Annotated in this window: 23 protein-coding genes and 1 riboswitch; of the genes, 7 read left to right on the forward strand and 16 right to left on the reverse strand. The window is 42.1% G+C overall.

Annotation, left to right across the window (positions count from 1 at the left end; translation table 11 throughout):
- Positions 1-223 precede the first annotated feature (223 nt).
- Both ACSVH6_RS12220 and rmuC read right to left on the reverse strand, forming a co-directional pair.
- Complete coding sequence (locus ACSVH6_RS12220; protein WP_438078892.1) at positions 224-769, reverse strand: acyl-CoA thioesterase; 546 nt, start codon at positions 767-769, stop codon at positions 224-226.
- On the reverse strand, positions 762-2,084 hold the full coding sequence (gene rmuC / locus ACSVH6_RS12225) for a DNA recombination protein RmuC (protein WP_438078894.1): 1,323 nt from the start codon (positions 2,082-2,084) through the stop codon (positions 762-764). Before rmuC ends, ACSVH6_RS12220 begins: the two co-directional genes overlap by 8 nt.
- A gap of 141 nt (positions 2,085-2,225) precedes the next feature.
- On the opposite strand from rmuC, the gene ACSVH6_RS12230 reads away from it, so the two are divergent.
- The 4 genes from ACSVH6_RS12230 (at position 2,226) to ACSVH6_RS12245 (ending at position 5,130) form a co-directional block, all read left to right on the forward strand.
- Complete coding sequence (locus ACSVH6_RS12230; RefSeq protein WP_438078896.1) at positions 2,226-3,170, forward strand: DUF4476 domain-containing protein; 945 nt, start codon at positions 2,226-2,228, stop codon at positions 3,168-3,170.
- A gap of 65 nt (positions 3,171-3,235) precedes the next feature.
- Entirely contained in the window at positions 3,236-3,811 is a 576-nt protein-coding gene (locus tag ACSVH6_RS12235; RefSeq protein WP_438078898.1) for a pseudouridine synthase, read from the forward strand.
- 22 nt (positions 3,812-3,833) lie between these two features.
- A complete protein-coding gene (locus ACSVH6_RS12240) occupies positions 3,834-4,292 on the forward strand; it encodes a tRNA (cytidine(34)-2'-O)-methyltransferase (RefSeq protein WP_438078900.1) in 459 nt (152 codons plus the stop codon).
- A gap of 1 nt (position 4,293) precedes the next feature.
- Positions 4,294-5,130 carry a hypothetical protein gene (locus ACSVH6_RS12245; RefSeq protein ID WP_438078902.1) on the forward strand — a complete coding sequence of 279 codons (837 nt, stop codon included), beginning with the start codon at positions 4,294-4,296 and terminating at the stop codon, positions 5,128-5,130.
- On the opposite strand, the gene ACSVH6_RS12250 is transcribed toward ACSVH6_RS12245, so the two are convergent.
- From ACSVH6_RS12250 to ACSVH6_RS12260, 3 genes are read right to left on the reverse strand one after another with little or no spacing between them, the layout of a single operon-like run.
- The gene (locus tag ACSVH6_RS12250; RefSeq protein ID WP_438078904.1) at positions 5,127-5,912 is read right to left on the reverse strand and encodes an ABC transporter ATP-binding protein; all 786 of its coding nucleotides are present in this window, start codon (positions 5,910-5,912) and stop codon (positions 5,127-5,129) included. The two genes, ACSVH6_RS12245 and ACSVH6_RS12250, sit on opposite strands and share 4 nt — an antisense overlap.
- 3 nt (positions 5,913-5,915) lie before the next feature.
- Positions 5,916-6,944 carry an iron chelate uptake ABC transporter family permease subunit gene (locus ACSVH6_RS12255; RefSeq protein ID WP_438078906.1) on the reverse strand — a complete coding sequence of 343 codons (1,029 nt, stop codon included), beginning with the start codon at positions 6,942-6,944 and terminating at the stop codon, positions 5,916-5,918.
- Positions 6,945-8,081, reverse strand: coding sequence for an ABC transporter substrate-binding protein (locus tag ACSVH6_RS12260; protein WP_438078908.1), 1,137 nt, complete (start codon positions 8,079-8,081; stop codon positions 6,945-6,947).
- 258 nt (positions 8,082-8,339) lie between these two features.
- A riboswitch (cobalamin riboswitch) is annotated at positions 8,340-8,542 on the forward strand.
- Between the two features lie 81 nt (positions 8,543-8,623).
- Here ACSVH6_RS12260 and ACSVH6_RS12265 point away from each other — a divergent pair.
- A complete protein-coding gene (locus ACSVH6_RS12265; RefSeq protein WP_438078910.1) occupies positions 8,624-10,564 on the forward strand; it encodes a TonB-dependent receptor plug domain-containing protein in 1,941 nt (646 codons plus the stop codon).
- 45 nt (positions 10,565-10,609) lie between these two features.
- Here the strand turns inward: ACSVH6_RS12265 and ACSVH6_RS12270 are convergent, their stop codons facing one another.
- The 11 genes from ACSVH6_RS12270 to ACSVH6_RS12320 form a co-directional block, all read right to left on the reverse strand.
- Positions 10,610-11,374 carry an alpha/beta fold hydrolase gene (locus ACSVH6_RS12270; protein WP_438078912.1) on the reverse strand — a complete coding sequence of 255 codons (765 nt, stop codon included), beginning with the start codon at positions 11,372-11,374 and terminating at the stop codon, positions 10,610-10,612.
- A gap of 307 nt (positions 11,375-11,681) precedes the next feature.
- Positions 11,682-12,299, reverse strand: a complete 618-nt coding sequence (locus tag ACSVH6_RS12275) for a hypothetical protein (protein WP_438078914.1) — start codon at positions 12,297-12,299, stop codon at positions 11,682-11,684.
- A 54-nt stretch (positions 12,300-12,353) separates the two neighbouring features.
- The gene (locus ACSVH6_RS12280; protein ID WP_438078916.1) at positions 12,354-12,704 is read right to left on the reverse strand and encodes a hypothetical protein; all 351 of its coding nucleotides are present in this window, start codon (positions 12,702-12,704) and stop codon (positions 12,354-12,356) included.
- 103 nt (positions 12,705-12,807) lie between these two features.
- A complete protein-coding gene (locus ACSVH6_RS12285) occupies positions 12,808-14,397 on the reverse strand; it encodes an MDR family MFS transporter (protein ID WP_438078918.1) in 1,590 nt (529 codons plus the stop codon).
- Positions 14,398-14,430: 33 nt separating this feature from the next.
- On the reverse strand, positions 14,431-15,510 hold the full coding sequence (locus tag ACSVH6_RS12290; RefSeq protein ID WP_438078920.1) for an HlyD family secretion protein: 1,080 nt from the start codon (positions 15,508-15,510) through the stop codon (positions 14,431-14,433).
- 12 nt (positions 15,511-15,522) lie between these two features.
- Positions 15,523-16,857: a TolC family protein gene (locus tag ACSVH6_RS12295; RefSeq protein ID WP_438078922.1), complete on the reverse strand. Its 1,335-nt coding sequence runs from the start codon at positions 16,855-16,857 to the stop codon at positions 15,523-15,525.
- A 73-nt stretch (positions 16,858-16,930) separates the two neighbouring features.
- Positions 16,931-17,560, reverse strand: a complete 630-nt coding sequence (locus ACSVH6_RS12300) for a TetR/AcrR family transcriptional regulator (RefSeq protein WP_438078924.1) — start codon at positions 17,558-17,560, stop codon at positions 16,931-16,933.
- Positions 17,561-17,741: 181 nt separating this feature from the next.
- Positions 17,742-18,311, reverse strand: coding sequence for an anthranilate synthase component II (locus ACSVH6_RS12305; protein ID WP_438078926.1), 570 nt, complete (start codon positions 18,309-18,311; stop codon positions 17,742-17,744).
- A gap of 105 nt (positions 18,312-18,416) precedes the next feature.
- Positions 18,417-18,986, reverse strand: coding sequence for a YceI family protein (locus tag ACSVH6_RS12310; protein WP_438078928.1), 570 nt, complete (start codon positions 18,984-18,986; stop codon positions 18,417-18,419).
- 25 nt (positions 18,987-19,011) lie between these two features.
- Complete coding sequence (locus tag ACSVH6_RS12315) at positions 19,012-19,644, reverse strand: NAD(P)H-dependent oxidoreductase (RefSeq protein ID WP_438078930.1); 633 nt, start codon at positions 19,642-19,644, stop codon at positions 19,012-19,014.
- Between the two features lie 15 nt (positions 19,645-19,659).
- Positions 19,660-20,118, reverse strand: coding sequence for a MarR family winged helix-turn-helix transcriptional regulator (locus ACSVH6_RS12320; RefSeq protein WP_438078932.1), 459 nt, complete (start codon positions 20,116-20,118; stop codon positions 19,660-19,662).
- Positions 20,119-20,317: 199 nt separating this feature from the next.
- Here ACSVH6_RS12320 and ACSVH6_RS12325 point away from each other — a divergent pair, with 199 nt between their 5' ends.
- Together ACSVH6_RS12325 and ACSVH6_RS12330 are read left to right on the forward strand one after the other, a co-directional pair.
- A complete protein-coding gene (locus ACSVH6_RS12325; protein ID WP_438078934.1) occupies positions 20,318-20,635 on the forward strand; it encodes a rhodanese-like domain-containing protein in 318 nt (105 codons plus the stop codon).
- A 52-nt stretch (positions 20,636-20,687) separates the two neighbouring features.
- Positions 20,688-21,992 (forward strand): NAD(P)/FAD-dependent oxidoreductase, encoded by a 1,305-nt coding sequence (locus ACSVH6_RS12330; RefSeq protein ID WP_438078936.1) that lies wholly within the window; start codon positions 20,688-20,690, stop codon positions 21,990-21,992.
- Positions 21,993-21,996: the final 4 nt, after the last annotated feature.

Genomic DNA, 21,996 nt, shown 5'->3' on the forward strand with positions numbered 1-21,996 from the left:
AAAAATGTGAATTATCAGGTTGAATTCCCAAATTTATTGCGGATTTGCTAAGTCTCATAAAAAGAGGATGCTAGAAATTAATCAAAAAAATCTTAAATACCAAGCGACCTATAAATTCGGCTATAATTCGGTTTCAGGATATGTAGCATAACTGCTCTGAGACAACTGAAAATCAGTTGACCCTACTTCAAATAAAATCCTGTTTTGAAGACCTGAAAAAGTATCAGTCCGCCAATCGAATGCGGTAGGTTTTCAGTTTTGCAATGGCTTCTTTTGATTTGTAATCAAAAATTTCTTCGTGTTGGTTGCGTTCTTTCTTTAAACTGATTTGTTTGATGCCGTTACAAAAACGTCTGATTTCCTCATCGTCTGATAAGATCAATCCCGGAACCTCAATGTTATTTCCTTGATCATCTTTTGCAACCATCGTAAAATAGCTGGAATTGCAGTGTTTTATCTTACCGGTTTGAATATTCTCAGATTCCACACGAATACCAACAATCATTGAACTTTTGCCCACATAGTTTACACTGGCTTTCATGGTAACGAGTTCACCAACTTCTATGGGATTCAAAAAATCAACAGTATCCACTGAGGCGGTCACACAGTAATGTCCCGAGAATTTAGAAGCACAGGCAAAAGCAATTTGGTCCAGCAGTGACAAGATATAACCACCGTGAATTTTACCGCTGAAATTGGTGTGTGAGGGCAACATCAACTGCGAAATCGTAATTTGGGAAGAGTTTACGGGTTTAAACAAATCACTCATCTTTCTCGGCTCGGGTTAAGATATTATCAGGCAAAGCTTTCTTGGCTTTAGCGCCCATTTTTTTCAATTTTTCCACACTGGTGATGAGGTTGCCTTTTCCGTCAATCAACTTGTTCATAGCACCTTGGTACTCTGTTTTAGCCTCATCCATTTTTTTGCCGATTTTGACTAAATCTGATACAAAACCTTCAAATTTGTCATAAAGCGCTCCGGCCTGACGGGCAATTTCCAAAGCATTCTCCTGCTGTTTTTGATTGGTCCACATGCTGTCTATCGTTCTCAGTGTGGCCAAAAGGGTAGAAGGTGTCACAATTACAATATTTTTTTCAAAGGCTTTGTTATAAAGTGAGGTGTCTTCATTCAGGGCCAAGGCAAAAGCCGATTCAATTGGCACAAACAACAAGACAAAATCAGGGCTTTCCATTTGATACAAGTCGTGATAATTCTTTTCGCTCAACTGGTCCACATGACGCTTCAAAGCCATTACATGTTCTTTCAGATGCTGAGCCTTGATCTCATCGTCCTCTTCATTGATGTAGCGTTCATAGGCGGTTAGTGTTACTTTGGAATCGACAATCATTTTCTTGCCGTCGGGCAGATTAATCACCACATCGGGAAACACGCGGTTGCCTTCTTCAGTCACAAAACTCTGTTGCACTTCGTATTCGCGGCCTTTTTCCAAACCGGATTTTTCCAATACCCGTTCCAAAACCAATTCGCCCCAATTGCCTTGCATTTTACTGTCGCCTTTTAATGCTTTGGTCAGGTTCAGGGTTTCTTTACTCATTTGCTCGTTCATCTCCCGTAAGCCTAATATTTGCTGGCGTAAGGCAGCGTGGTAATCAATACTTTCCTTGTGTGTGTCTTCAACTTTCTTTTCAAAAAGCTGAATCTTATCCTGTAAAGGAGTCAGGATGTTTTTTAGATTTTCTTTGTTTTGCTCGGTAAACTTGGTGGTTTTTTCTTCAAGGATTTTGTTCGCCAGATTTTCAAATTCCTTAGTGAACTTTTCCTGAAGTTGTTCCACTTCTGCTTTTTGTTCTTTATTGCGCTCCCACAAATTCTCAAAATCAGTCTCTTTTTTGGACAATTGAATCGCCAAAGCTTCCTTCTCGGCACGAATCGTTTCGCGTTCCTGTACCGTTTGACTGATTTGAAGTTTGAGTTGCTCAATTTGTTGCAGCAAACCGTTTATTTTTTCTTCCAGTGAGGCTTTATCCGATTTGGAATTTGCTGCCAATAGGGTTTTACCAATATAAATTCCAATGGGTAAAGCGATAATAAAGGCAAGTATAATGAGTAAATTATCGTTCATAAATTTTTAAATATGCAGAGTCTAAATATACACAGATTTGTCCTAAAATGAATGGTCATGTCAAAATGTTTTTTAATTTGGCATCGTTTTTGAAAACACAGCAGAGTAAACTTGCTGTTAAACTATTTAATACCATTAATTATGATTAAAAAAATTACCCTTTCAGCTTTCCTATTTATAGCTGCTTTTTCTTTCGCACAAATTGGCCCGGTGGGACATTTAACCATTTTTTCGGAAGACGGAGATAAATTCACCTTGATTTTGAATGGTGAAGTAATCAACGATACACCTCAGACCAATCTGAGAGTAGAAGATTTAAACCAACCGTATTACAATGCCAAAATCAAATTTGCAGACCAATCCTTACAGGACATTTCTAAAAACAATTTGATGTTAACCGATGTCGATGGGGTGTTTTCAGATGTAACGTATAAGATTAAAAGAGACAAGAATAATAAAACTAAAATGAAACTGAATTATTATTCGTCGATACCGGTACAGCCTAATTTTATCCCGGCTTCTAATGTTCACGTGATTCATTACGGCCAGCCGGCACCGCCACCGGTGTCTGGTGGAGTTTCGCAAACTACTACAACGACAACCACACAAATGAATGGGGTAAACGTTGGGGTTGGCGTAAATGTCGGAGGGGTGAATATGGGTGTAACCATCAATGACAATATGGGAGGCGTAGGAGCCGTTACGCAAACGACCACCACTACAACCACCCATTCTTCTTCCTCTTCTTCAGGTCATCATCATGAGGAAGAACCGGTAAGAGGTTGTGGAGGGAAATACTGCATGTCTCCCGGGAATTTCAGCGCAGCCTTGGCGACCATTAAAAAACAAAGTTTTGAAGAAACTCAACTCAAAACAGCCATGCAAGTGGTAACAGCCAATTGCTTGAATGTAGATCAAATCATGCAGATTGCCAATACGTTCAGTTTTGAAGACAACAAATTGGAGTTTGCCAAGTTTGCCTATGATTACTGTACGGAACCAAGAAATTATTTTAAATTGAACGGTATTTTTTCATTCAGCAGCAATGTGGATGCGTTGTCTGATTACGTACAAAGCCGTCAGTAAAAAAACACTCAAATAATAAAAACAAAAGACTGTCCTAATCGGATGGTCTTTTTTATTTTTGCCCAATGACAGATTCACACAGCCATTTCATGATTCATAAACCGCATGGCTATTTAAGCCAATTCATTTATGAAAAAAAGCGACACAAAAAGTTGCTTGGAGAACTGTATGCCTTTCCCGAAGGAACGATGGCTATAGGTCGCTTGGATGAGGATTCGGAAGGCTTACTCTTACTGACTACCGACGGTATGATGAGCGAAATGGTGCGAAGTCAAACCGTCGAAAAAGAGTACTACGCCCAGGTTGACGGCATCATTACTCAGGAAGCGGTAGAACAAGTAAAACAAGGTGTCGAAATCGGGTTCAAAGGCATACGCTATACCACCAAACCCTGCGAAGCCCACATCATAACCGAACTTCCTGAATGCATAGGCGAGGGCAGAAGAATCCGCGATGAACGCCACGGACCCACCAGTTGGATTTCCATTACTTTAACCGAAGGCAAATTTCGTCAAGTGCGAAAAATGACGGCAGCTGTTGGATTCCCCACGCTGAGATTAATCAGAATCAGGGTAGGTACACTATCTTTGCAGCTTAAAGCCGGCGAAGTGGCAGAAGTCGAAAGCTTTTTTAACAAATAAAATCACAATTCCTAAATCCAACATGCTTAACATCGTTTTAGTAGAGCCCGAAATCCCCAATAATACCGGCAATATTGGTCGCTTATGTGTAGGAACCGAGAACAGATTGCATCTCATCAAACCCTATGGATTTGAAATTACCGACAAAAATCTCAAGCGTTCCGGACTCGATTATTGGGTACACCTCGACTGGAAAGAATACGACAATGTAGCACAATGGATAGCTCAACTCAGCGATAAGTCAAGAGTATTTCTGATGAGCTCTCATGCAGAAAAATCAATTTATGAAGCGGATTTTCAAGACGAAGATTGGCTGGTTTTTGGCAAAGAAAGCGTAGGATTGAACAAAGAAGTGTTAGACCAATTTGAAAATCACCTCACGATTCCCATGTCCAACTTAATCCGCAGTTATAATATTGCGAATTCGGTTGCGTTTGTGGTAGGTGAAGCTAAGCGACAGTTGTACTATAAAAAGAGCTGATATGAGAATGATGGTTACCGTAGAGGAAGCTATTTCAAAAGCAAGAAGAACCATTTTCTATCCAATGCTGCTGATTTTTTTGGGAGCTATTGTTGGGGCTATCATTTTGGTGGCTCAATATCATATTACTACATGGATTATTGCCATCGGCTTTGTTGTAGGTTTTGTGACCTCATGGGTGTATTGGAGTTTTGCTATTACGCACTGGCGCATTTGGGCTTTTGAAAATGTGAGGAATGTGCAAGAACTGAAACGCAAAGCTATTTTATACAACATAATCAAAGAAGACGGAACCTTTTCAAATCGAACTGAAATTCGCAGTCGGGCACAAAAACAAAAACTTCAGGATCTCGAAAGAAAATTTTCGGTTAAAGATATCTATCGCGATGATTTTAATATACCTAAAGAAACTCGGATCAAATCAGGTTATATAGGCAATGGTATAGTAGCCGGTACAGGCTTTTTAATGTTTGTGATGATTACTCGTCTTTTACTGGCAAGCGCCAATAAAATGGACTATAGGCTTTTGGTTCCATTACTGCTGGGAGGTTTGCTGTCGTTTTTTGGAGTAAAAGAATTACTCAGTAAAGAGCCTCGCCTTGTATTGAATGCTGAGGGCATAAAGTTGGCCAAAAAGAACTTGATGGAATGGCACCATATCACTAACGATTTTGTAGTGCCCCGACTAAAAATGGATACTATAAAGCATTATTTGATTTTTGATTACAAAGATAAACCGGTAGAATTGCTCATTTCCGGTTTGGAACTTCAGCCGAATGAGATTGAAAATCTATTGCGGGTGTATCGGATACGCTTCGAAAGGAACCATCCTGTTTAGCGGATGATAAACTTCCCTTTCTCTCCGTCAAAAACGATTGAGGCATCTTTGAAAAGAGTAGAAAAAATACCCTTCGAAATTAAATTGCAAGGTTGGTCCTGAACAACTTCTGTTTCGGTCATCACAATCATTTCGTCAGAGAGTTGTATTGCCAAATCGATATCGTGTGTTGAAAATAAAATGCATTTTCCCGTTTCCATGGATAGCTTTTTCAGGAGCTTAAACACCGAAACCTTGTGTAATAAGTCCAAATGCGTTGTGGGTTCATCCAATATAATCAAGGGGGTGTCTTGAGCCAAAGCTCTTGCTATCAGTACAATTTGAAGCTGTCCGTCGCTTATTTCGTGGTGTTTTTTGTTGAGCAAATGCTCAATATGGGTTAGTTCAACGGCTTGTGTGATTTTTTCATAATCAATTCCCGAGAGTTTTCCCAGCCAATTGGTGTAGGGTTGTCTGCCCAGAGCAATCAGTTCAAAAACAGTCAAGTTACTCGGAGGCAGTTTTTCGGTTAAAACCAAACTTAAATGCTGCGCCAAAGCAGTGCCTTCATACGAATGTATTTCTTTTTCGTTCAGCATGACCTTGCCGGCCAGGGGTTTCTGTATGCCGGTTAAGGTGCGAAGCAAAGTCGACTTTCCAATGCCGTTTCCGCCCACCAATGAAATTAATTGTCCTTGCTCTAATTTTAAATTCAAATTTTCAGCTATGGTGTTTTTACCCTTTTTGGAGTCATATCCAATGGTTAAATTTAAAGCCTGCAGTACGTTGGTTTGAGTGCTCATCTTTTACTGAATACTTTTCTTTTTAACAATTAACCAAATGACTACTGGTGCTCCTATGATTGATGTAATGGCATTAATGGGCAAAGTGAAATCAAATCCCGGCATTTGTGAAACCGTGTCGCAAAAAAGCATAATAACAGCACCTATAATCACTGTGCCAAAAAACAATAGTTTGTGATTACTCGTATGGAATAACAATTTGGACAAATGCGGAACGGCCAACCCCACAAATGCTATGGGGCCTGCAAAAGCGGTGATGCTTCCGGCCAAAATACTGGTGGCCAAAATAATGATATACCGTGTTCGCTGTATGTTCAACCCCATGCTTTTGGCGTAGTTTTCTCCGATCAATAAAGCATCTAAAGGTTTTAACGATGTAAGGCTTATCAACAATCCAAGGACAACACAAACGGTCAGTATGATAATATTTTGCCACGATAAATTACCAATGCTTCCCATCGACCAAAAAGTATATTTCTGTAACTGTTCAGCCGAACTGAAATAGGTAAACACGCTCACGATAGCTCCGGTAAAACTGCTGAACATCAATCCTACAATCAATATCGACATGGTGTCGCGCAGTCGTTGTGATACAATCAAAATCAGAAGTAAAACCAATAAACTTCCCAGACACGAAGCCAGTATGACGCCATAGGAAGACAACAAAAATTGCGAAAAAAAAGCGGGCAGCATGCCTGCTCCCAAAATCACAAAGGCGACTCCCAAACTGGAACCCGAACTTAGTCCCAACACATAAGGTCCGGCCAGCGGATTTCTGAAAAGCGTTTGCATTAATAAGCCACTTACCGAGAGGCCTATGCCTACTAATATGGCGGTAATAGCTTTGGGTAATCTGAAATTTACGATGATGTATTCCCAAGTGTCTTTTGAAGCCTCTCCTCCAAACAAACTTTTAAAAACTTCTTTAATGGGTATGGCTACCTGTCCTTCGGCAATATTCAACAGCATGGCTGCCAACAAGGTGAATGACAGCATCACAAAAAGAAAAGTATTTCGGTTTTGGGTTTTCAACTAGCGTAATTTTTCAAAGAAAAAAGGTTTGTAACTGGGTAGCAACTCGGGATGCAGAATTTTTACCAAATCTTTCAACACAATATCCGGACGGTTGGGAGCCAATTCATAATATAAAATGCCACCGGTTTTTCCTTTTCTGCCACTGAACGAATATACATTTTTATTTTGAAAAGCTTTGAATTGGCTGTAATGCGGATTTGCATCGGTCATTTCCTTCAGAGAAGAAAATTGTCCCGAAGTAATCCAAACATCTGCAAAAGAGGCTTTCTCAAATACGGTTTCAAACGACAATGACAAACTCCCTGTACCGGTAGTCTCCTGCCACAGATAACGGGCATTGGCTTCTTTCAACAATAAACTCCCCCAGCTCGTGCCGCGGGGCAAATACCAGCGGTCTTCAAACATGTCGCCCGCAAGTATAGTAGGAGTTGAGGTGGCTTGTTTGGCAATAGTAATGGTTTTCATATAGTCTCGGGCAATTTTGTCAAACAGCTCGTTGGCTTGTGATTGCTTGTCGTACAAAGCCCCGAAAAACTTAATCCATTCGGCCTTTCCCAGCGGAGTTTCTTCATTCCAGTCCCCGTTAAGCATCACCTTTAAACCGCTTTTTTGTAAATTGTCCAAAGTCGGATTGTTGTTGTCAATACCGTAACCGATAATTACATCGGGTTGCAAATCCAAAAGGACTTCCGTATTTAAACTCTGATTCATCCCCAGTTCTTTTACTTTCCCGGCCTCAATCCGGGCACGCACTTTTTCCGATGAAATGTAGTCTAAATGCGGAAACCCCACCAAAGTTTGGGTCACCCGCAGCATTTCCAATGAAGGAATATGTGTGGTCGAAGTGACCACTATGGATTGTATAGGAACCGGTATCGTCAGGTTTTGTTTTAAACTGTCAGGGACGATTCCGTTTTTTTCTTTCAGAATGTAAGTGTAGGTTTTAGTAGCCTTGGGCCACGGATTTTTAACGGTCACTACCGAGTATCCTTCATAGTGTACCAAAGAAAATCCCTTGGCATAGGTGATGGTGTTTTGATACGAGGCAACGGTTTTTTGGGACACTTCCTTTTTGCATCCGCTTAAGAATAAGGATAACAAAACAACCGCTATGACGTTACTGTAGGTTTTCATTAAAAAGTTTTTGCAAAAGTAGGAGATTGTTATTTAAAATTACCGTTTCGGTAACATTTGATGCAAAACCCGCTTTTCAGTTGTTGTATTTTTACATAAAAAAAGATGAGGGACAATTCCAATACTTTCATATACCTCGTGGGAGGCATCATACTACTGCATTTTTTAGTCGGATTCATTTGGTTGATTATCAAGTTCTCCAAGAAAAAAGAAAAATGATTTTTCAAACATCCTTTTGAAGCGTCAATTATTGCATTACCTTTGCACCCGAATTAAGGTTGTGATTTTGTTTTTTCAACATCGCATTAAAAGGGAATTTGGTGCAAAACCAAAGCTGTTCCCGCAACTGTAAGCTATCAAGCTTGTTGTTAACTCCAATACCATTGTCTCGTCACAAGACGGGATGAGAAGGTCAACAACAGGACGCAAGCCAGGAGACCTGCCTCATTCATTGAGTAACAAACTTTCGGGAAAAAAGGTTTGGGTATGGGTAAATTCTATGCTTTTCTCCCAGGATTATTAAATTAGTGTTGAACTAAAAAATGAAAAAAACAGTAAGAGCAGCGGCTGTATTGGCCTTGCTGAATACTTGTGCCTATGCACAGGTAAAAGATTCCGTTGCAGTGAATCAATTGAACGAAGTGGTTATTTCCGATACCAAATTTGCCCAAAGCAAAGAAAAATCCGGAAAAGTAATCGAAGTCATTACCGCCAAAGACTTAGCAAATAAAGTCGGCCAAAACTTAGCCAACGTCTTATCGCAGGTAGCCGGAGTTGAAATCAACGGCAACCAATCAGCCAACGGTAAAAACCTGGGCTACTACATCCGCGGAGGCAAAAACCGTCAGGTGCTCATCCTGATAGACGGAATCCCGGTAACCGATGCGTCCGGCATCAGTTTGGAATACGATTTACGTTTATTACCGGTAGAGCAAATTGAAAGAATTGAAGTCATGAAAGGCGCTGCCAGTACACTCTATGGTACCGGAGCCGCTACCGGTGTCATCAACATCACGCTAAAGAAAGCCGGTAAACAAACTCTGCAGGGCAACGCTTATGTCAACATAGGTTCAAACAATACCGCAGACAATCACAAATACAACGGGCACGATTTCAATCAAGGATTTTCAGTCAACGGCAGGTACCAAAAAGTCAACTTCTTTGCCGGACTGAACAGCACGGAGACCAAAGGAATGTCACAGATAGCCGGCGAAAACTACGAACCCGATAGTTTCTCCAGACAAAATATTTTAACCCGATTGGGCTATAATGTGACCGATAAACTTTCCTTGGATTTTTTTGGAAACTACGACAAAATCAGCAACAATTACGATCAGCCTTTTGACAATACCGGTTTTAACGATGTAACTTTAAATAAAACGGCTTCTGAACAGTTTCGCTTTGGTTTTGCTCCAAAATTCAAGTACAATAAAGGGGAGCTCAACATCAATTCGGGGTTTACCAAAATTAAGCGCGATTACAGCGAGTTCAACTCCTATACTTCGGGCACCGATTATTCGGTGTACGATTCCCGCAGTGCCACAGTGGATGCTTTCAATAAATACAAATTCAGCAAGGCGTTTTTTATCGTAACCGGAATCAATTTCCAGTTTCACGACATGGAAAGTCAAACGCCTTACAGTACCATCAATCGCGAAAGTACCCGCTTTAACATGGTTGACCCTTACCTGACTTTGGTTTATGACACGCCTTTCGGGCTCAATATTAATTTGGGTTCGCGTCTCAATATCCATAGTGAATATGGAAACCATACGGTGTACAACATCAATCCGTCGTACAACTTTGCAACAACTTTTCCGTTGAAAGTCTTGGCTTCCTATAGTACGGCTTACATTACGCCGAGTTTGTACCAATTGTATTCGGAGTATGGCAACACCAAACTGACTCCTGAGGAAAACACGACCATTGAGGCTGGTTTTGAAACAGCATTGTGGGATAAAAAATTAACAATCAATGCCGTTGGGTTCTATCGGGACCAAAAAGATTCTTTTGATTTTTACTGGGACAGCACCACCTTTCAGGGCTATTACATCAATATTGATGGGAAGAACAAAGCCAAAGGGGTAGAAACAGAGGTAACCCTGCAACTGTCAACAAAGCTGAAACTAAACGGGAACTATACCTTTACACAGGTAGACGAAGCCTTAGACCGCTTGATTCCGAAACATAAAGTCAATGCCGGTTTGGAGTATCAACCCACGAACAGAACTTTTTTCAATCTGAGTTACCAATATTTTGATGCCCGCAACGATGCTTTCTTTGACGGCAACACCTTTGGAACTACTCAGGCCAAATTAGACTCTTACCAATTGGTGAACGCCTTGGTAAAATATACCCTAATCAAAAACCGACTCACTGTTTTCGGTGCGGCTACTAATATTTTTAACAAAGACTTTACCGAAAACATTGGGTATTCCGCCCGAGGCAGAAATTTCAAAGTGGGGTTAAACATTATTCTATAATTAATTCTGAAGAAAAGGCTAACCGCAAGGTTAGCCTTTTTTGTTTTAGGAATGAGCTGTAATTTGAAGAATAAACGTGGCGGCTTGTTCCAAAACCGCTTCCGGGCTTTCCTTGTGTGGTGTATGGCCAATTCCGGGAAGCATCAGCGTTGCTGCTCTGCCTTGAACTTTGTTGAGAATACCTTCCACTTGCCGCATACTCCCATATTCGTCCGATTCTCCCTGAATAATAAGCGCCGGGCAGTGAATGGCCGGTAAAAAGTGTTCTATATTCCAATGGCTAAACGATGCGGTGGTCCAGGTTTTAGCCCAAGCCCAAAATAGTGCTTCGGTCTTTTCACCGTGGTATTTTTCTAATTTCTTTTTAAGGTCGGTAGTTTGGTAAAGTGCTATGGCATCCTTTATTCCGTTGACGGTTAGGTCTTCTACAAAAATGTGTGCCCCTTCGGTTAGGATTCCCAGAATCCGCTCAGGGTATTTTGCTGCCGCAATTAAAGCAATAGAACCGCCGTCACTATGGCCAAACAGTATGGCTTGCTCTACACGCCAAGCAGTGAGCAGTTCGTTTAACATGTCGGCTTCATGTTCGATGTAATAGTTGTCACGTTCGCTAGTAGAGAATTCACAGGATTTTCCGTAGCCCTGGCGGTCATAAATGAGGACATTGCAACGGGTCATTTCCCCAAGCTTCTCCGGAAAATCCCGCCACAAAGCAATACACCCCAATGAGTCGTGTAAAAAAATAAGGGTAGGTCTTCCGGGATAATGGTCAATACGGTGAACAGCTATTTCAGATAGGTCGGTAGGCATAGGGTGTGGTCTCAAAATTAGGACTTACGGGTCGCGGCTAGCCTCAATGGTGGTGTCGCGTCACGTTTTGTTGTAAATATAAATAAATTTTTCTGTTACAGGCCTCAAGGCACAGGCCGAACGGAGATAATGTGTGATTTGATACTTACTTACCACGCGATAAGATTGACTTTTTTGAACTTTGGGTTTTGCGCGGTAACTTGGAAATGCCCTTCGTCAAACTCAGGTCAGGCTCAGCTTAGCCCTTCGACAGGCTCAGGGTGACACGATGAGTGGGCTCAGGGTAAGCTCAGCACAGGGAGGCTCCTTAGTAGGTTGGGATGAGGTTGATTTCGGTTGTTTGATGGGTGAGGGTGGAGGTGCGGATTTGTTTGAGGCAGGTTCCTTTTTGGTCTTTGGCGAGGCAGGAGACGGTGACGTCATCCAGGAGGGTGTTGTTTTTGTCTTTGGTAATGATTTTGGTGAGGTCGCCGTTGGTGTAATAGAAGTATTGCGTGTGGAAGGTGGTGAAGTTGTCGACTATTTTGGCAATGGTGCCATCGGGGTTGTAGTGGTAAATGGCTTCGTTTTGCTTGTGTTGTTTTTGGGTGTAGCCACTGATGCGCTCGCGTTGGTGGGTTTTCCAGCGGTTTTTGTAATAGAGGGGTTCGCTATTAGGGGTGGTTTCTTTGATGAACCACATTTTCTTTTCGGTTTCCTGCAGGATGTTGCCGAGGGAGTCGACGGTTTTGGAATACTTGATGCGGCCGTTTGCGGTGAAGACCTGTTGTTTTTTATAGAGGAATGTTCTGTGGTTGTTGGTAATGCGGTAGGCTATCTCGGTAGTGGCTTTGATGCCGGCGGGGAGGAGGAGTTTCTTGGTGTCTTTTTTGCTGGTGCAGCTGAGGGTGGCGGTGAGGAGTGCGAGGAGAAGGAGTGTTTTCATGTGGTGGCGAGGGATTAGCGGGGGACAAAAAAAGCGCCTTGAGCGGCGCTTTCTTTATTTCATATAAATGTATTCTTCGTATTCCATATTGGTTTCGCGCGTGAGTTTGCGTTGGTCTCTGGCGAGCTCTCGCATGGCTTCGACGCCTTTTTTGGCACAGCGTTTTATTTTGCTGAGGCGGGAGGAGAAATCGGCCAGTTTCCTGGCATCCTCGGGGCTGAGCTTGGTTTTGATTTCATCGACAAAGGTGGAGAACTCGCGGACGACCTCTCGGTTTTCGTCGTAATCGGTTTTTAATTCGTCTAACAGTTCATCGATTTCTTTGCTGATTTCTTTGCAATGGTCTTCGCTTTTCTTGTGAAGCTCTTCGATGATTTTCTTCTCATTACTACCAAAAAGTCCCATGATAATTTGATTTAAAGTTGTTTTGTTTTGACGGGGTTAAATCAAATTTAAGAAATTGTTTCTAATCTTGGTGTAAATTGTTAATAACTTGTATGTTAGCACGTTAATGCATGGCTTCGCTGACGTCGACTTTGTTTTTTCCTTTTTTGATGAGCAGGATAAACGGTATGCAGACGAGGAACAGGATGCCTAAGCTGAGAAAGATATCCATGTAGGACAGGACGGTGCTTTGCTTGCTTACGCCGTAGTCGAGTACTTTGTAGGCTTTTTGCAGGGCGACGTCGGCGCTGAAACCTTTGTTCATGAAGCCGTGCTGCAGGGCGTTGAGGCGCTGCTGTACGTTGACCTTAGTGGCATCAAGATTGGCAATAAGGTTGACGCGGTGCTCCTGCCCAAAACGGGCAATGAAGGTGGTGATGATGGCGATTCCGAAGGAACCTCCTAACTGACGCATCATACCGGTGAAGGCTGCTCCTTCGCCAATGCTTTTTCCTTTGAGGGCCGACAGTGACAGGGTGGTGATGGGTACGAAGAGTAGTCCTAAGCCCAACCCACGGACGATGAGCGGCCAGAACATGTGTTCGGTTCCGGTATCGGGGGTCATGATGTTGTGCATCCAGTAGGTGAAGATGAAGAACATGAGGAATCCGCCCGAAACGAGATAGGTTTGCGGGACTCCTCTTTGAATCATTCGCCCGATGATGGGCATCATTACCGCCACGGTGAGGGAGCTGGGGATGAGCAGCAAACCGGCATCAGTAGCCGTCCAACCCAGAATGGACTGGGTGTAGATGGGGATGATGAAGGTGGTGCCATATAACCCGAATCCCATGATGAAGCTGAGTACGACTCCGATTCGCAGATTAGTGTCTTTGAGTACTTTGAGGTTGACAATGGGGTGCTTGTAGGTGAGTTGTCGCCAAACGAAGAAAAACAATCCTACGAAACTGAGAATGGAGAGCCCTGTGATGACATCGTCATTGAACCAGTCGTCCTGTTGGCCGTGTTCGAGTACGTACTGCAGGGAGCCGATGAAGGCGGTGAGGAGTACGATGCCGAGCCAGTCGACCTGATTGGCTTTTAGTTTTTCGCCGTATTTAGGGCTACGCACAAAAGACAGGGTGAGCATGGTGGCGATGATACCGATAGGGATGTTGATGTAAAAAATGTAGGGCCAGGAGAAGTTGTCTACCAGGTAGCCTCCCAGAGGCGGCCCAAGGGTAGGTCCAACGATAACTCCCATACCGTAGATGGCCTGAGCCATTCCGCGTTTTTCGAGCGGATAGCTTTCGGTGATGATGGTTTGAGCGGTTACTAATAATGCTCCGCCGCCGAGCCCCTGAATGAACCGGAAGACTACCAGTTCCCAGATTCCATTGGCGTTACCACACATGAACGAGGATACGGTAAAGATGACGATGGAAGCGGCAAAGTAGTTGCGACGTCCAAACTGCTGCGATAACCAGCTGGTCATGGGGATGACGATTACGTTGGCAATGGCGTAAGCGGTGATGACCCAAGCCACATCTGTAAGGGTGGCACCAAGGCTTCCCTTCATGTCATTGAGGGCTACGTTGACGATGGTTGTATCGACTATTTCGAGCAGGGCACAAAGCACGGCGGTAATCGTGATGATGACCCTGCGAAAGCCGTATTCTACTAAGTCTTCCTGAACTACGGGTGCTTTAGCCATTTTGGTTTGTATTAAAGTTCATTTTGGTTTGTATTATTTCAAAATCACATCAACGTCAACGTTCATTCCTGAACGTAGGAGTTGCAATTTATCGGCTGCGTTGTTTTGGGTGAAACTGATTTTCACCGGTAGCCGTTGTACGGTTTTTACAAAGTTTCCGCTGGCATTATCGGGAGGCAAAAGGGAGAATTTAGAACCTGTGGCAGGGGAGAACGAGGTTACTTCGCCTTCGAACTCGGTGCCGGGAAAGGCATCAATTTTCAGTTTTACTTTTTGGCCTTCGCGCATTTTGTCTAACTGGGTTTCTTTGAAGTTGGCAATGACCCAAGTCTCGTTGTTGTTTACGATGTAAAACAAGGATTGTCCCGGTTGTACCAATTGACCCGGTTGGATGTCAACGGCAGAAACCTGTCCGTCAACCGAAGCGGTTACGACGGTGTAGCTCAAATTGAGATTGGCGGCGTCAAGAGCGGCTTGTGCTTTTTTGACATTGGCGGCGGCTACCTGTACTTGTTTGCTGCTTACGGTGGTGCGTGCTGCCGCTACATTTTTTTGGAATGCAGAGGCTTTTTGCTGGTCTTGTAAAATGGCTAACTGGCTTTGGGCTTCCTGCTTGGCGGCTTCTGCCTGCTCGTATTGTTGCTTGGTAATGGAATGGTTTTTATAGAGGTTGCTGTAGCGTTCAAAGTCATTGGAGGCTCTTCGCAAACGGATTTTAGCTGTTTCAATGCTTCCTTTAGCTGACTGCACGTTGGCATCTGATACAGAAACGTTAGCTTGTGAGGTTCCGATATCGGCTTTGGCTACTTCGAGGCTGTTTTCGGCAGCGGCTAAATTGGCTTTGGCTTCTTCGACTTTCACGATGTAATCGCTGTTGTCAATGACGAAAAGGGTGTCGCCTTTTTTAACCCGGTCGTTGTCTTTGACTAAAACCTTGGTAATGTATCCGCCTACACGAGGGATGATGGGATTCATTTTTTTGGCCACCTGTGCGTCATCGGTTGTTTCGTGAGAAAGGGAGTGGATGTATTTGTATCCGCCGTAGCTTAAGCCCACTACAGCGAAAGCGATGAATATGAGGGTGAATTTTTTATTTGTTCTTTTATTTTCCATGATGTTGACAATTTAGTTTTGAGTGATGTTTAAGGATGAGGTTAGTGTTCCGGTGGCAAATTGTAATTCGTAGTATTTTTGAGCGACATCGGCTTTAGCAAGCGCCTGATTGATTTTGGATTGTAACTGTTGGTAGTCAGCTTCCAATAAATCGTTGGTATCGGCGAGGCTGTTGTCGTATTTGTCTTTTACGATGCGGTAGTTTTCAGTGGCCTGCTCTACGGCTTTTTCGTAAACGGCGCTTTGTTTGAGCGACAGTTCATAGTTTTGTTTGGCCTGAAATACTTCTTCTTTGATTTGGTCGTTCCTATCGGACAACTCGATTTCGGTTTCTTTGGCACGGCTTTGCGCCAGTTTTACCTGTTTGCCGTTTTTGAAGATGTTGGAGAGGTCGTATGATACGCCTACACCTACATTCATGGCATTGGTTACGGTTAAAACATTATTCAAATCGAAGGCAATGTAGCCGCCGGAAAGCGAAAGCGAAGGGTAGTAGCCTGCTTTGGCGATTTTGATTCCGGTTTCTGCTGCCTGTTTTTTGAACTCTAAAGACTTTAAATCATTTCTTTCACCTGAGGCATTCAAATTGCTGTTAGCGAGCATGTCTCTTTTTACCGCTTCGATGTCAATTTCAATCTGCGTGTTTTCAGGGAGCTTTAACAAGGTAGTCAGTTTGTAGTTGGCAATGGCGGTGTTCTTTTTGGCATTATCTAACGACAATTGTACGTTGGATTGCTGGAGTTGCGCTTTGAGTAAATCGTTGCGGGCGATGAGGCCGTTTTCTTCCATGGCGGTGAAGTCCTTTACGCGTTGGTCAGCTGTTTTGAGGTTGTCCTCAATGAGTGCCGTCATTTGCTGTGCTTTGAAAAGATTGGCAAACAGTTCTACGACTTCAAGCCCGATTTGCTCTTTAGCGTGCTTCTCAGAGAAGGTTTCCGCTTCGTATAGGCTCTTAGATGCTTTAATGCTATTGGTGAGCTTAAAACCGTTAAAAACCGGCATAGAGGCGTTGACCTGTCCGAGCATCAACTGATCAACCTTAAGCGGAGCAGAGGAGCCGGAGGACGAGCCGCTGTCTGAATTTGACTTCAGGTTAGAGTCGACATGGGCGCTTGAGAGGCGCATGTACTGTCCGGACGCTTTTAAACTCGGGTACTGATTGTTTTTCATATTGTCTAGTTCCAGTTTGGAAGTTTCGACTTTGGTTTTGGCCAAAGACGCCGCATCACTGTTGGCTACTGCAATAGCCACCGCTTCTTTGAGGGTGAGCCGTTTTGTTACTTGTGCCTCGTTTTTGGCAAAGGCCAAAAGGAAGAAGGCGAGGAGTACCATTTTGTTAATTTTCATCTGTTTTATATGTTGTTTTTTGTTTGTCATTTGTCATTACTTCGTCAAATTGCATGTGTCTTCCGGTTTGAGGTTAAGTGCCCGGGTCATAGACTAAGAGTGCTTTTATCGTCTTCTGGATATGCTGAGTGAGTGTTGTAGCAATGTAATGGTTGTATTCTTCTTCGGAGTTTATCCCGAGGATTTTCAGATACAACGGTTTGTTCATGTGGAACTGGAAATAGGTCCCCATAATGATGGGCGGAAGCAGGTCGACATTGATGTCCTTTTGAAAGTCGCCGCTGTCCTGACCTTCTTTGATGATGTTTTTGAAGGTTTCCAAGTTGCTTTTTTTCATTTCGGTGAAGCTGTCAAAGTTGAGTTCTCTTTTTTTGGTTGAAAACTCAAAGTGAAGAATTTGATAGATGCAGCGGTTTTTGTTGATGCGGCTGATGTATAATTCTATCAGTTTGTCAACCTTTTCGAAAGGGGGGATGTTTTCGTTGTATAAACTTTCCAATTGCAGACGCATGTCGGCAATTCGATTCACTACCAGACTCTCCAACATTTTTTCTTTAGAACCAAAATAATAGGATATCATGGCAATGTTGATGTTGGCTTTTTTGGCAATGTCCCTAACCGATGTTCCGTCAAAACCTTCTTCGGCGAATAGCTGTTCGGCTACCTGAAGAATTTCTATTTGTTTTTCGTTAAATTCAGTCATGATGGTATTCTTTGTAAATCGGGTACAAAGTTAAACGTTTGTTTAAATTAAACGTTTGTTTAAATTGAATTTAACATTTATTTAATGTAAAAAGGCAGTATAGATAATTTCTATTGTGTTTTGTTAGATTATTTTAAATCAATTATTTGATTTGTTTTATGTAAAGTAATTTATCGATTTTTTAATTGTCGAGCCAATTTTTTAAAATGGCTTTTCCGAAGGGTGTTAAGATGCTTTCGGGGTGAAATTGGATGCCTTTGACATCGAAGATTTGGTGTCGAACGGACATGATATAGCCGTTTTCGTTTACAGCGGTGATGCGTAAATCGGGAGAAAGGGATTCTTTGTCAATTATCCAGGAATGGTAGTGTCCGGCTTCGAATTCTGCCGGGATATTGTGGTATAAAGGTTCTGAGTTGTCTGTTATTGTAACTTTAGATGTTATTCCGTGAAGTGGTGATTTTAAGTTTATTAAATAAGAATTAAAAACTTCAGCTATGGCCTGATGCCCTAAACAGATGCCCAGTATGCTTTTGGTAGGTGCATAGGTTTTGATTACTTGTTTGAGCAGACCGGCTTCGTCGGGTATTCCAGGGCCGGGAGAGAGTAAAATTTTGTCAAAAGCGGCTAAATCCTCCAGTTCCAATTCGTCATTTCGATATACCGTAACGTGTATATTTAACGCTTCGAGGTAATGAACGAGGTTGAATGTAAAGCTGTCGTAGTTGTCAATGACGGCTATTTTTTTCATGCGGATGACGGTTTGTGAGGTACAAAGATGAGCTAAATTTTTGACACAAAAAAACCCCGGAATTTGACTTCCGAGGTTCGTATGTTCATAGCAATTATTCCCAAATTAGAATTGTAATGCTACGTTTAGAGTGAAATCATCGTTGATGGTTTTGTCGCCTAAGTTGTCAAAAAAGCTTCCTGAACCGTATTTGATACCGTATTTGGTTCTGTTGATTTTGATATCATTGGCAGTAGCTGTGTTTCCTTTTACAGTTAAATCAAAAGTTACCGGATTGGTAATTCCTTTGATGGTTAAATCACCGGTTACTGTGTATACACCGTTTCCTTTGTCGGCAATTTTTTTGAATACCAAAGTGGAAGTTTTGAATTTTTCGGTTCCGAAGAAATCGTCAGATTTCAAGTGCCCGTCTAATTTTCCTTTCCAATCCCCTGTTAAATCAGTGCTGGTCATGGTAGTCATGTTTACGGTAAAGTTACCTCCGGCCACTTTTTTGTTTTTGAATATTAAAACACCTTCCTGAAAGTCAACAGTTCCGGTGTGCTCACCAGTTACTTTTTTACCCACCCAGGTAATGGTGCTTTTTTCAGCGTTGATTTTCTTGGTTTGTGCGGTAGCTACTGTTGTTCCGAAAGCTACTAATAAGGCCACGGCCATTGTTTTTAAAGTCTTCATTTTTGTTAATTGTTTTAGTTATTGATTATAAATTTATAAATAATTCTTCTTCTGATTTACGTACTTTAACATAGTGTTGGGTAGCATCTTCTTTGTGTCTGTACCCTATGGTTGCTACTAAGGAGGCGTTCAAACCGAGTTCGGTAAGTCCCAGAATTTCATTGAATTTTTCAGGTTCAAAACCTTCCATAGGCGTTACGTCTATGTTTAGTTCGGCCGCTGCATTCAGCAAGTTGCCCAATGCTAAATAGGTTTGTTTTGAAGTCCAGATGTTTCTGTTTTCTACCGGTAGTGTTGAAATTTTTGATTTCATAAAATCACTGTATCCTTGTAGGGAATCGGTTGGTAATCCTCGGGTTGCTGCCACATTGTTGATGTGATTATCAATTTGAGTATCTCCAAAATTGGTAATGTTGGCGAATACCAGCAGGTGTGACGCCTCTACTATTTGTGACTGACCCCAAGCTGCCGGTTGTAATTGGGCTCTTAATTCGGGGTTTTCTACAAATAGCACTTTGTAGGGTTGTAAACCATAAGAAGAGGCACTCAAGCGAATGGCTTCTTTCAGGATCTGCATATCTTCATCGGATACTTTTTTGGTAGCATCAAATTTTTTTGTGGCATAACGCCAATTGGCGTTTTTTATAAAATTGCTCATAGCGTAGTATTTAAATTAATTAATGTTTCTGTATTTTTCTAATAGTGTGTTCAAATGTTGTAATTCTTCCGGGCTTAAATTGGCCGCAAAAAACTGTTCGTGCTCCGTCACTTTGGGATCCAATTCGTTTAAAATATCTAAACCTTTAGGAGTAATTAAAACTTCGATTTTGCGACGGTTATCCGGGCATACTTTTCGGGTTACCAAATCTTTAAGCAGCAATTTGTCAATCAATCGGGTAGTGTTGCTGTTTTTGGCTAACATTCTTTCCTGTATGACGCACATATTGGCAGGATTTCCTTTTTGGCCGCGCAGAATTCTTAAAACATTGTATTGTTCTCCGGATAAGTCGTAAGGTTTTATCAATTCATTGAATTTATCACCAATGACATTTTGCGTGTACATGATGTTCAGGATTACTTTTTTAGCGTCATCCATGGGTACATTCGATTTTATTACGTCTTCAATTTTCATAATTACCTGTACAATATTTGTAGGTACAAATGTAGTGAATTTTTTATTTGTATATACAAACGTTGTGTTATTTTTTTGTTAATTTTATTTTAATGATGCAAGTATAGGCGGGACAGAATGAAGATGCGACCAATGAAGTCGGTCATTTTGTTTTTCTCTTTCCTGTAAATGAAATACATTTGTTTTTTAAAATTATACTATGGATTTATCACAACAAGATTGGGCTGACCAATTGAAAGCCGATACCAATGCCGTTGTACTGGACGTCAGAACGGAAGATGAATGCAGTGAAGGGATGATACCCAATGCTATTAACATTGACATTTATAAAGGGCAGGGTTTTATTTATGCCGTAGAGGAATTAGACAAGGCCAAGAATTATTATGTGTATTGCCGGGCCGGAAGTCGCAGCGCTCAGGCCTGTCACATCATGAATCAATTGGGATTTGATCATACGTATAACCTTGAAGGAGGTTTTATGCAATGGAAAGGCGAGGTTGATTTTCCTAAAGAATAGAACATTTTGGCGTAAGGCTTTGTAACTTTGTGGGAATTAACAAATTTCCCAAATGAATATTCCCAACAGTCCTCTGAAAAGAGTGGTCATTATCGGTGGTGGATTTGCCGGCATTGCTTTAGCCAAAAAACTCAGAAATAAAAACCTTCAGGTAGTGCTTATTGACAAGCACAATTACCATACTTTTCAACCGTTACTCTATCAGGTGGCAACGGGTGGATTGGAAGCGGGCTCTATCGCTTACCCCATCCGTAAAGTCATTCAAGAATACAAAGATTTTTACTTTCGGCTCACTTCTGTGAAAGAAATTGACACTGAGGCTCAGAAAGTCATTTCTGAAATAGGGGATTTGTATTATGATTATTTGGTCATTGCCACCGGCTCTAAAACCAACTATTTCGGCAATAAGGAAATCGAACGGAATTCCATGTCGATGAAAACCATTCCGCAGTCGCTCAACATCCGCAGTTTGATTTTGGAAAACTTTGAGCAGGCGGTATTGACAAAGGATGTAAATGAAAGCAATGCGCTGACCAATTTTGTTTTGGTAGGAGCAGGGCCAACCGGAGTTGAGCTGGCGGGCGCTTTGGCCGAAATGAAAAAAGCCATCCTTCAGAAAGATTATCCCGATTTGGATATCTCCAAAATGCAAATCAATTTGATTCAAAGCGGCGACCGGGTTTTGGACACTATGAGTACGCAATCATCAATTGCTGCAGAGCGTTTTCTGTTGAGTTTGGGTGTGCAGGTGTGGAAGAATGTGCGGGTGACCAATTACGACGGAAGAACCGTTACGACTGATTCTGATTTAACCTTTGAAACAGCTACGGTTATTTGGACCGCCGGTGTTCAAGGCGCGGGAATAGCAGGACTGAAAGCCGATGCGTTGGTAGAAAGAGTGGCCCGAATTCGGGTAAATGAATTCAATCAGGTGAAAGGGTACCACAATATTTTTGCGATAGGCGATATTGCTTCTATGGAAACCGAAAAGTATCCGCACGGACACCCTATGATGGCACAACCAGCCCTGCAACAAGGTGCTTTACTGGGTGATAATTTGGTAAAATTAATTAACGGACGCCCCATGAAACCTTTTGAATACAATGATAAGGGTTCGATGGCAACCATAGGTAGGAATCTGGCGGTGGTAGACTTGCCGCATTATCATTTTAATGGTGTTTTTGCTTGGTTTGTCTGGATGTTTGTGCACTTGTTTTCGCTTATAGGTTTTAAAAATAAAGCGGTAGTTTTTCTTAATTGGGTTTACAATTACATTCGGTTTGATCGTGAGGGCAGACTCATAGTGCGTCCCTACAAGAAGAAAAGTTTTATTACTTTTACCAGTGATGAGATTTAAAACC

It is taken from the genome of Flavobacterium sp. XGLA_31, from assembly GCF_051547105.1.
In the GTDB taxonomy this organism is placed as follows: Bacteria; Bacteroidota; Bacteroidia; order Flavobacteriales; family Flavobacteriaceae; genus Flavobacterium.

Excerpts from the sequence above, each read along its gene's own strand:
- ACSVH6_RS12220 (WP_438078892.1), bottom strand. The coding sequence starts at position 769 with ATGAGTGATTTGTTTAAACCCGTAAACTCTTCCCAAATTACGATTTCG.
- rmuC (WP_438078894.1), bottom strand. The coding sequence starts at position 2,084 with ATGAACGATAATTTACTCATTATACTTGCCTTTATTATCGCTTTACCC.
- ACSVH6_RS12230 (WP_438078896.1), top strand. The coding sequence starts at position 2,226 with ATGATTAAAAAAATTACCCTTTCAGCTTTCCTATTTATAGCTGCTTTT.
- ACSVH6_RS12235 (WP_438078898.1), top strand. The coding sequence starts at position 3,236 with ATGACAGATTCACACAGCCATTTCATGATTCATAAACCGCATGGCTAT.
- ACSVH6_RS12240 (WP_438078900.1), top strand. The coding sequence starts at position 3,834 with ATGCTTAACATCGTTTTAGTAGAGCCCGAAATCCCCAATAATACCGGC.
- ACSVH6_RS12245 (WP_438078902.1), top strand. The coding sequence starts at position 4,294 with ATGAGAATGATGGTTACCGTAGAGGAAGCTATTTCAAAAGCAAGAAGA.
- ACSVH6_RS12250 (WP_438078904.1), bottom strand. The coding sequence starts at position 5,912 with ATGAGCACTCAAACCAACGTACTGCAGGCTTTAAATTTAACCATTGGA.
- ACSVH6_RS12260 (WP_438078908.1), bottom strand. The coding sequence starts at position 8,081 with ATGAAAACCTACAGTAACGTCATAGCGGTTGTTTTGTTATCCTTATTC.
- ACSVH6_RS12265 (WP_438078910.1), top strand. The coding sequence starts at position 8,624 with ATGAAAAAAACAGTAAGAGCAGCGGCTGTATTGGCCTTGCTGAATACT.
- ACSVH6_RS12270 (WP_438078912.1), bottom strand. The coding sequence starts at position 11,374 with ATGCCTACCGACCTATCTGAAATAGCTGTTCACCGTATTGACCATTAT.
- ACSVH6_RS12275 (WP_438078914.1), bottom strand. The coding sequence starts at position 12,299 with ATGAAAACACTCCTTCTCCTCGCACTCCTCACCGCCACCCTCAGCTGC.
- ACSVH6_RS12280 (WP_438078916.1), bottom strand. The coding sequence starts at position 12,704 with ATGGGACTTTTTGGTAGTAATGAGAAGAAAATCATCGAAGAGCTTCAC.
- ACSVH6_RS12285 (WP_438078918.1), bottom strand. The coding sequence starts at position 14,397 with ATGGCTAAAGCACCCGTAGTTCAGGAAGACTTAGTAGAATACGGCTTT.
- ACSVH6_RS12290 (WP_438078920.1), bottom strand. The coding sequence starts at position 15,510 with ATGGAAAATAAAAGAACAAATAAAAAATTCACCCTCATATTCATCGCT.
- ACSVH6_RS12295 (WP_438078922.1), bottom strand. The coding sequence starts at position 16,857 with ATGAAAATTAACAAAATGGTACTCCTCGCCTTCTTCCTTTTGGCCTTT.
- ACSVH6_RS12300 (WP_438078924.1), bottom strand. The coding sequence starts at position 17,560 with ATGACTGAATTTAACGAAAAACAAATAGAAATTCTTCAGGTAGCCGAA.
- ACSVH6_RS12305 (WP_438078926.1), bottom strand. The coding sequence starts at position 18,311 with ATGAAAAAAATAGCCGTCATTGACAACTACGACAGCTTTACATTCAAC.
- ACSVH6_RS12310 (WP_438078928.1), bottom strand. The coding sequence starts at position 18,986 with ATGAAGACTTTAAAAACAATGGCCGTGGCCTTATTAGTAGCTTTCGGA.
- ACSVH6_RS12315 (WP_438078930.1), bottom strand. The coding sequence starts at position 19,644 with ATGAGCAATTTTATAAAAAACGCCAATTGGCGTTATGCCACAAAAAAA.
- ACSVH6_RS12320 (WP_438078932.1), bottom strand. The coding sequence starts at position 20,118 with ATGAAAATTGAAGACGTAATAAAATCGAATGTACCCATGGATGACGCT.
- ACSVH6_RS12325 (WP_438078934.1), top strand. The coding sequence starts at position 20,318 with ATGGATTTATCACAACAAGATTGGGCTGACCAATTGAAAGCCGATACC.
- ACSVH6_RS12330 (WP_438078936.1), top strand. The coding sequence starts at position 20,688 with ATGAATATTCCCAACAGTCCTCTGAAAAGAGTGGTCATTATCGGTGGT.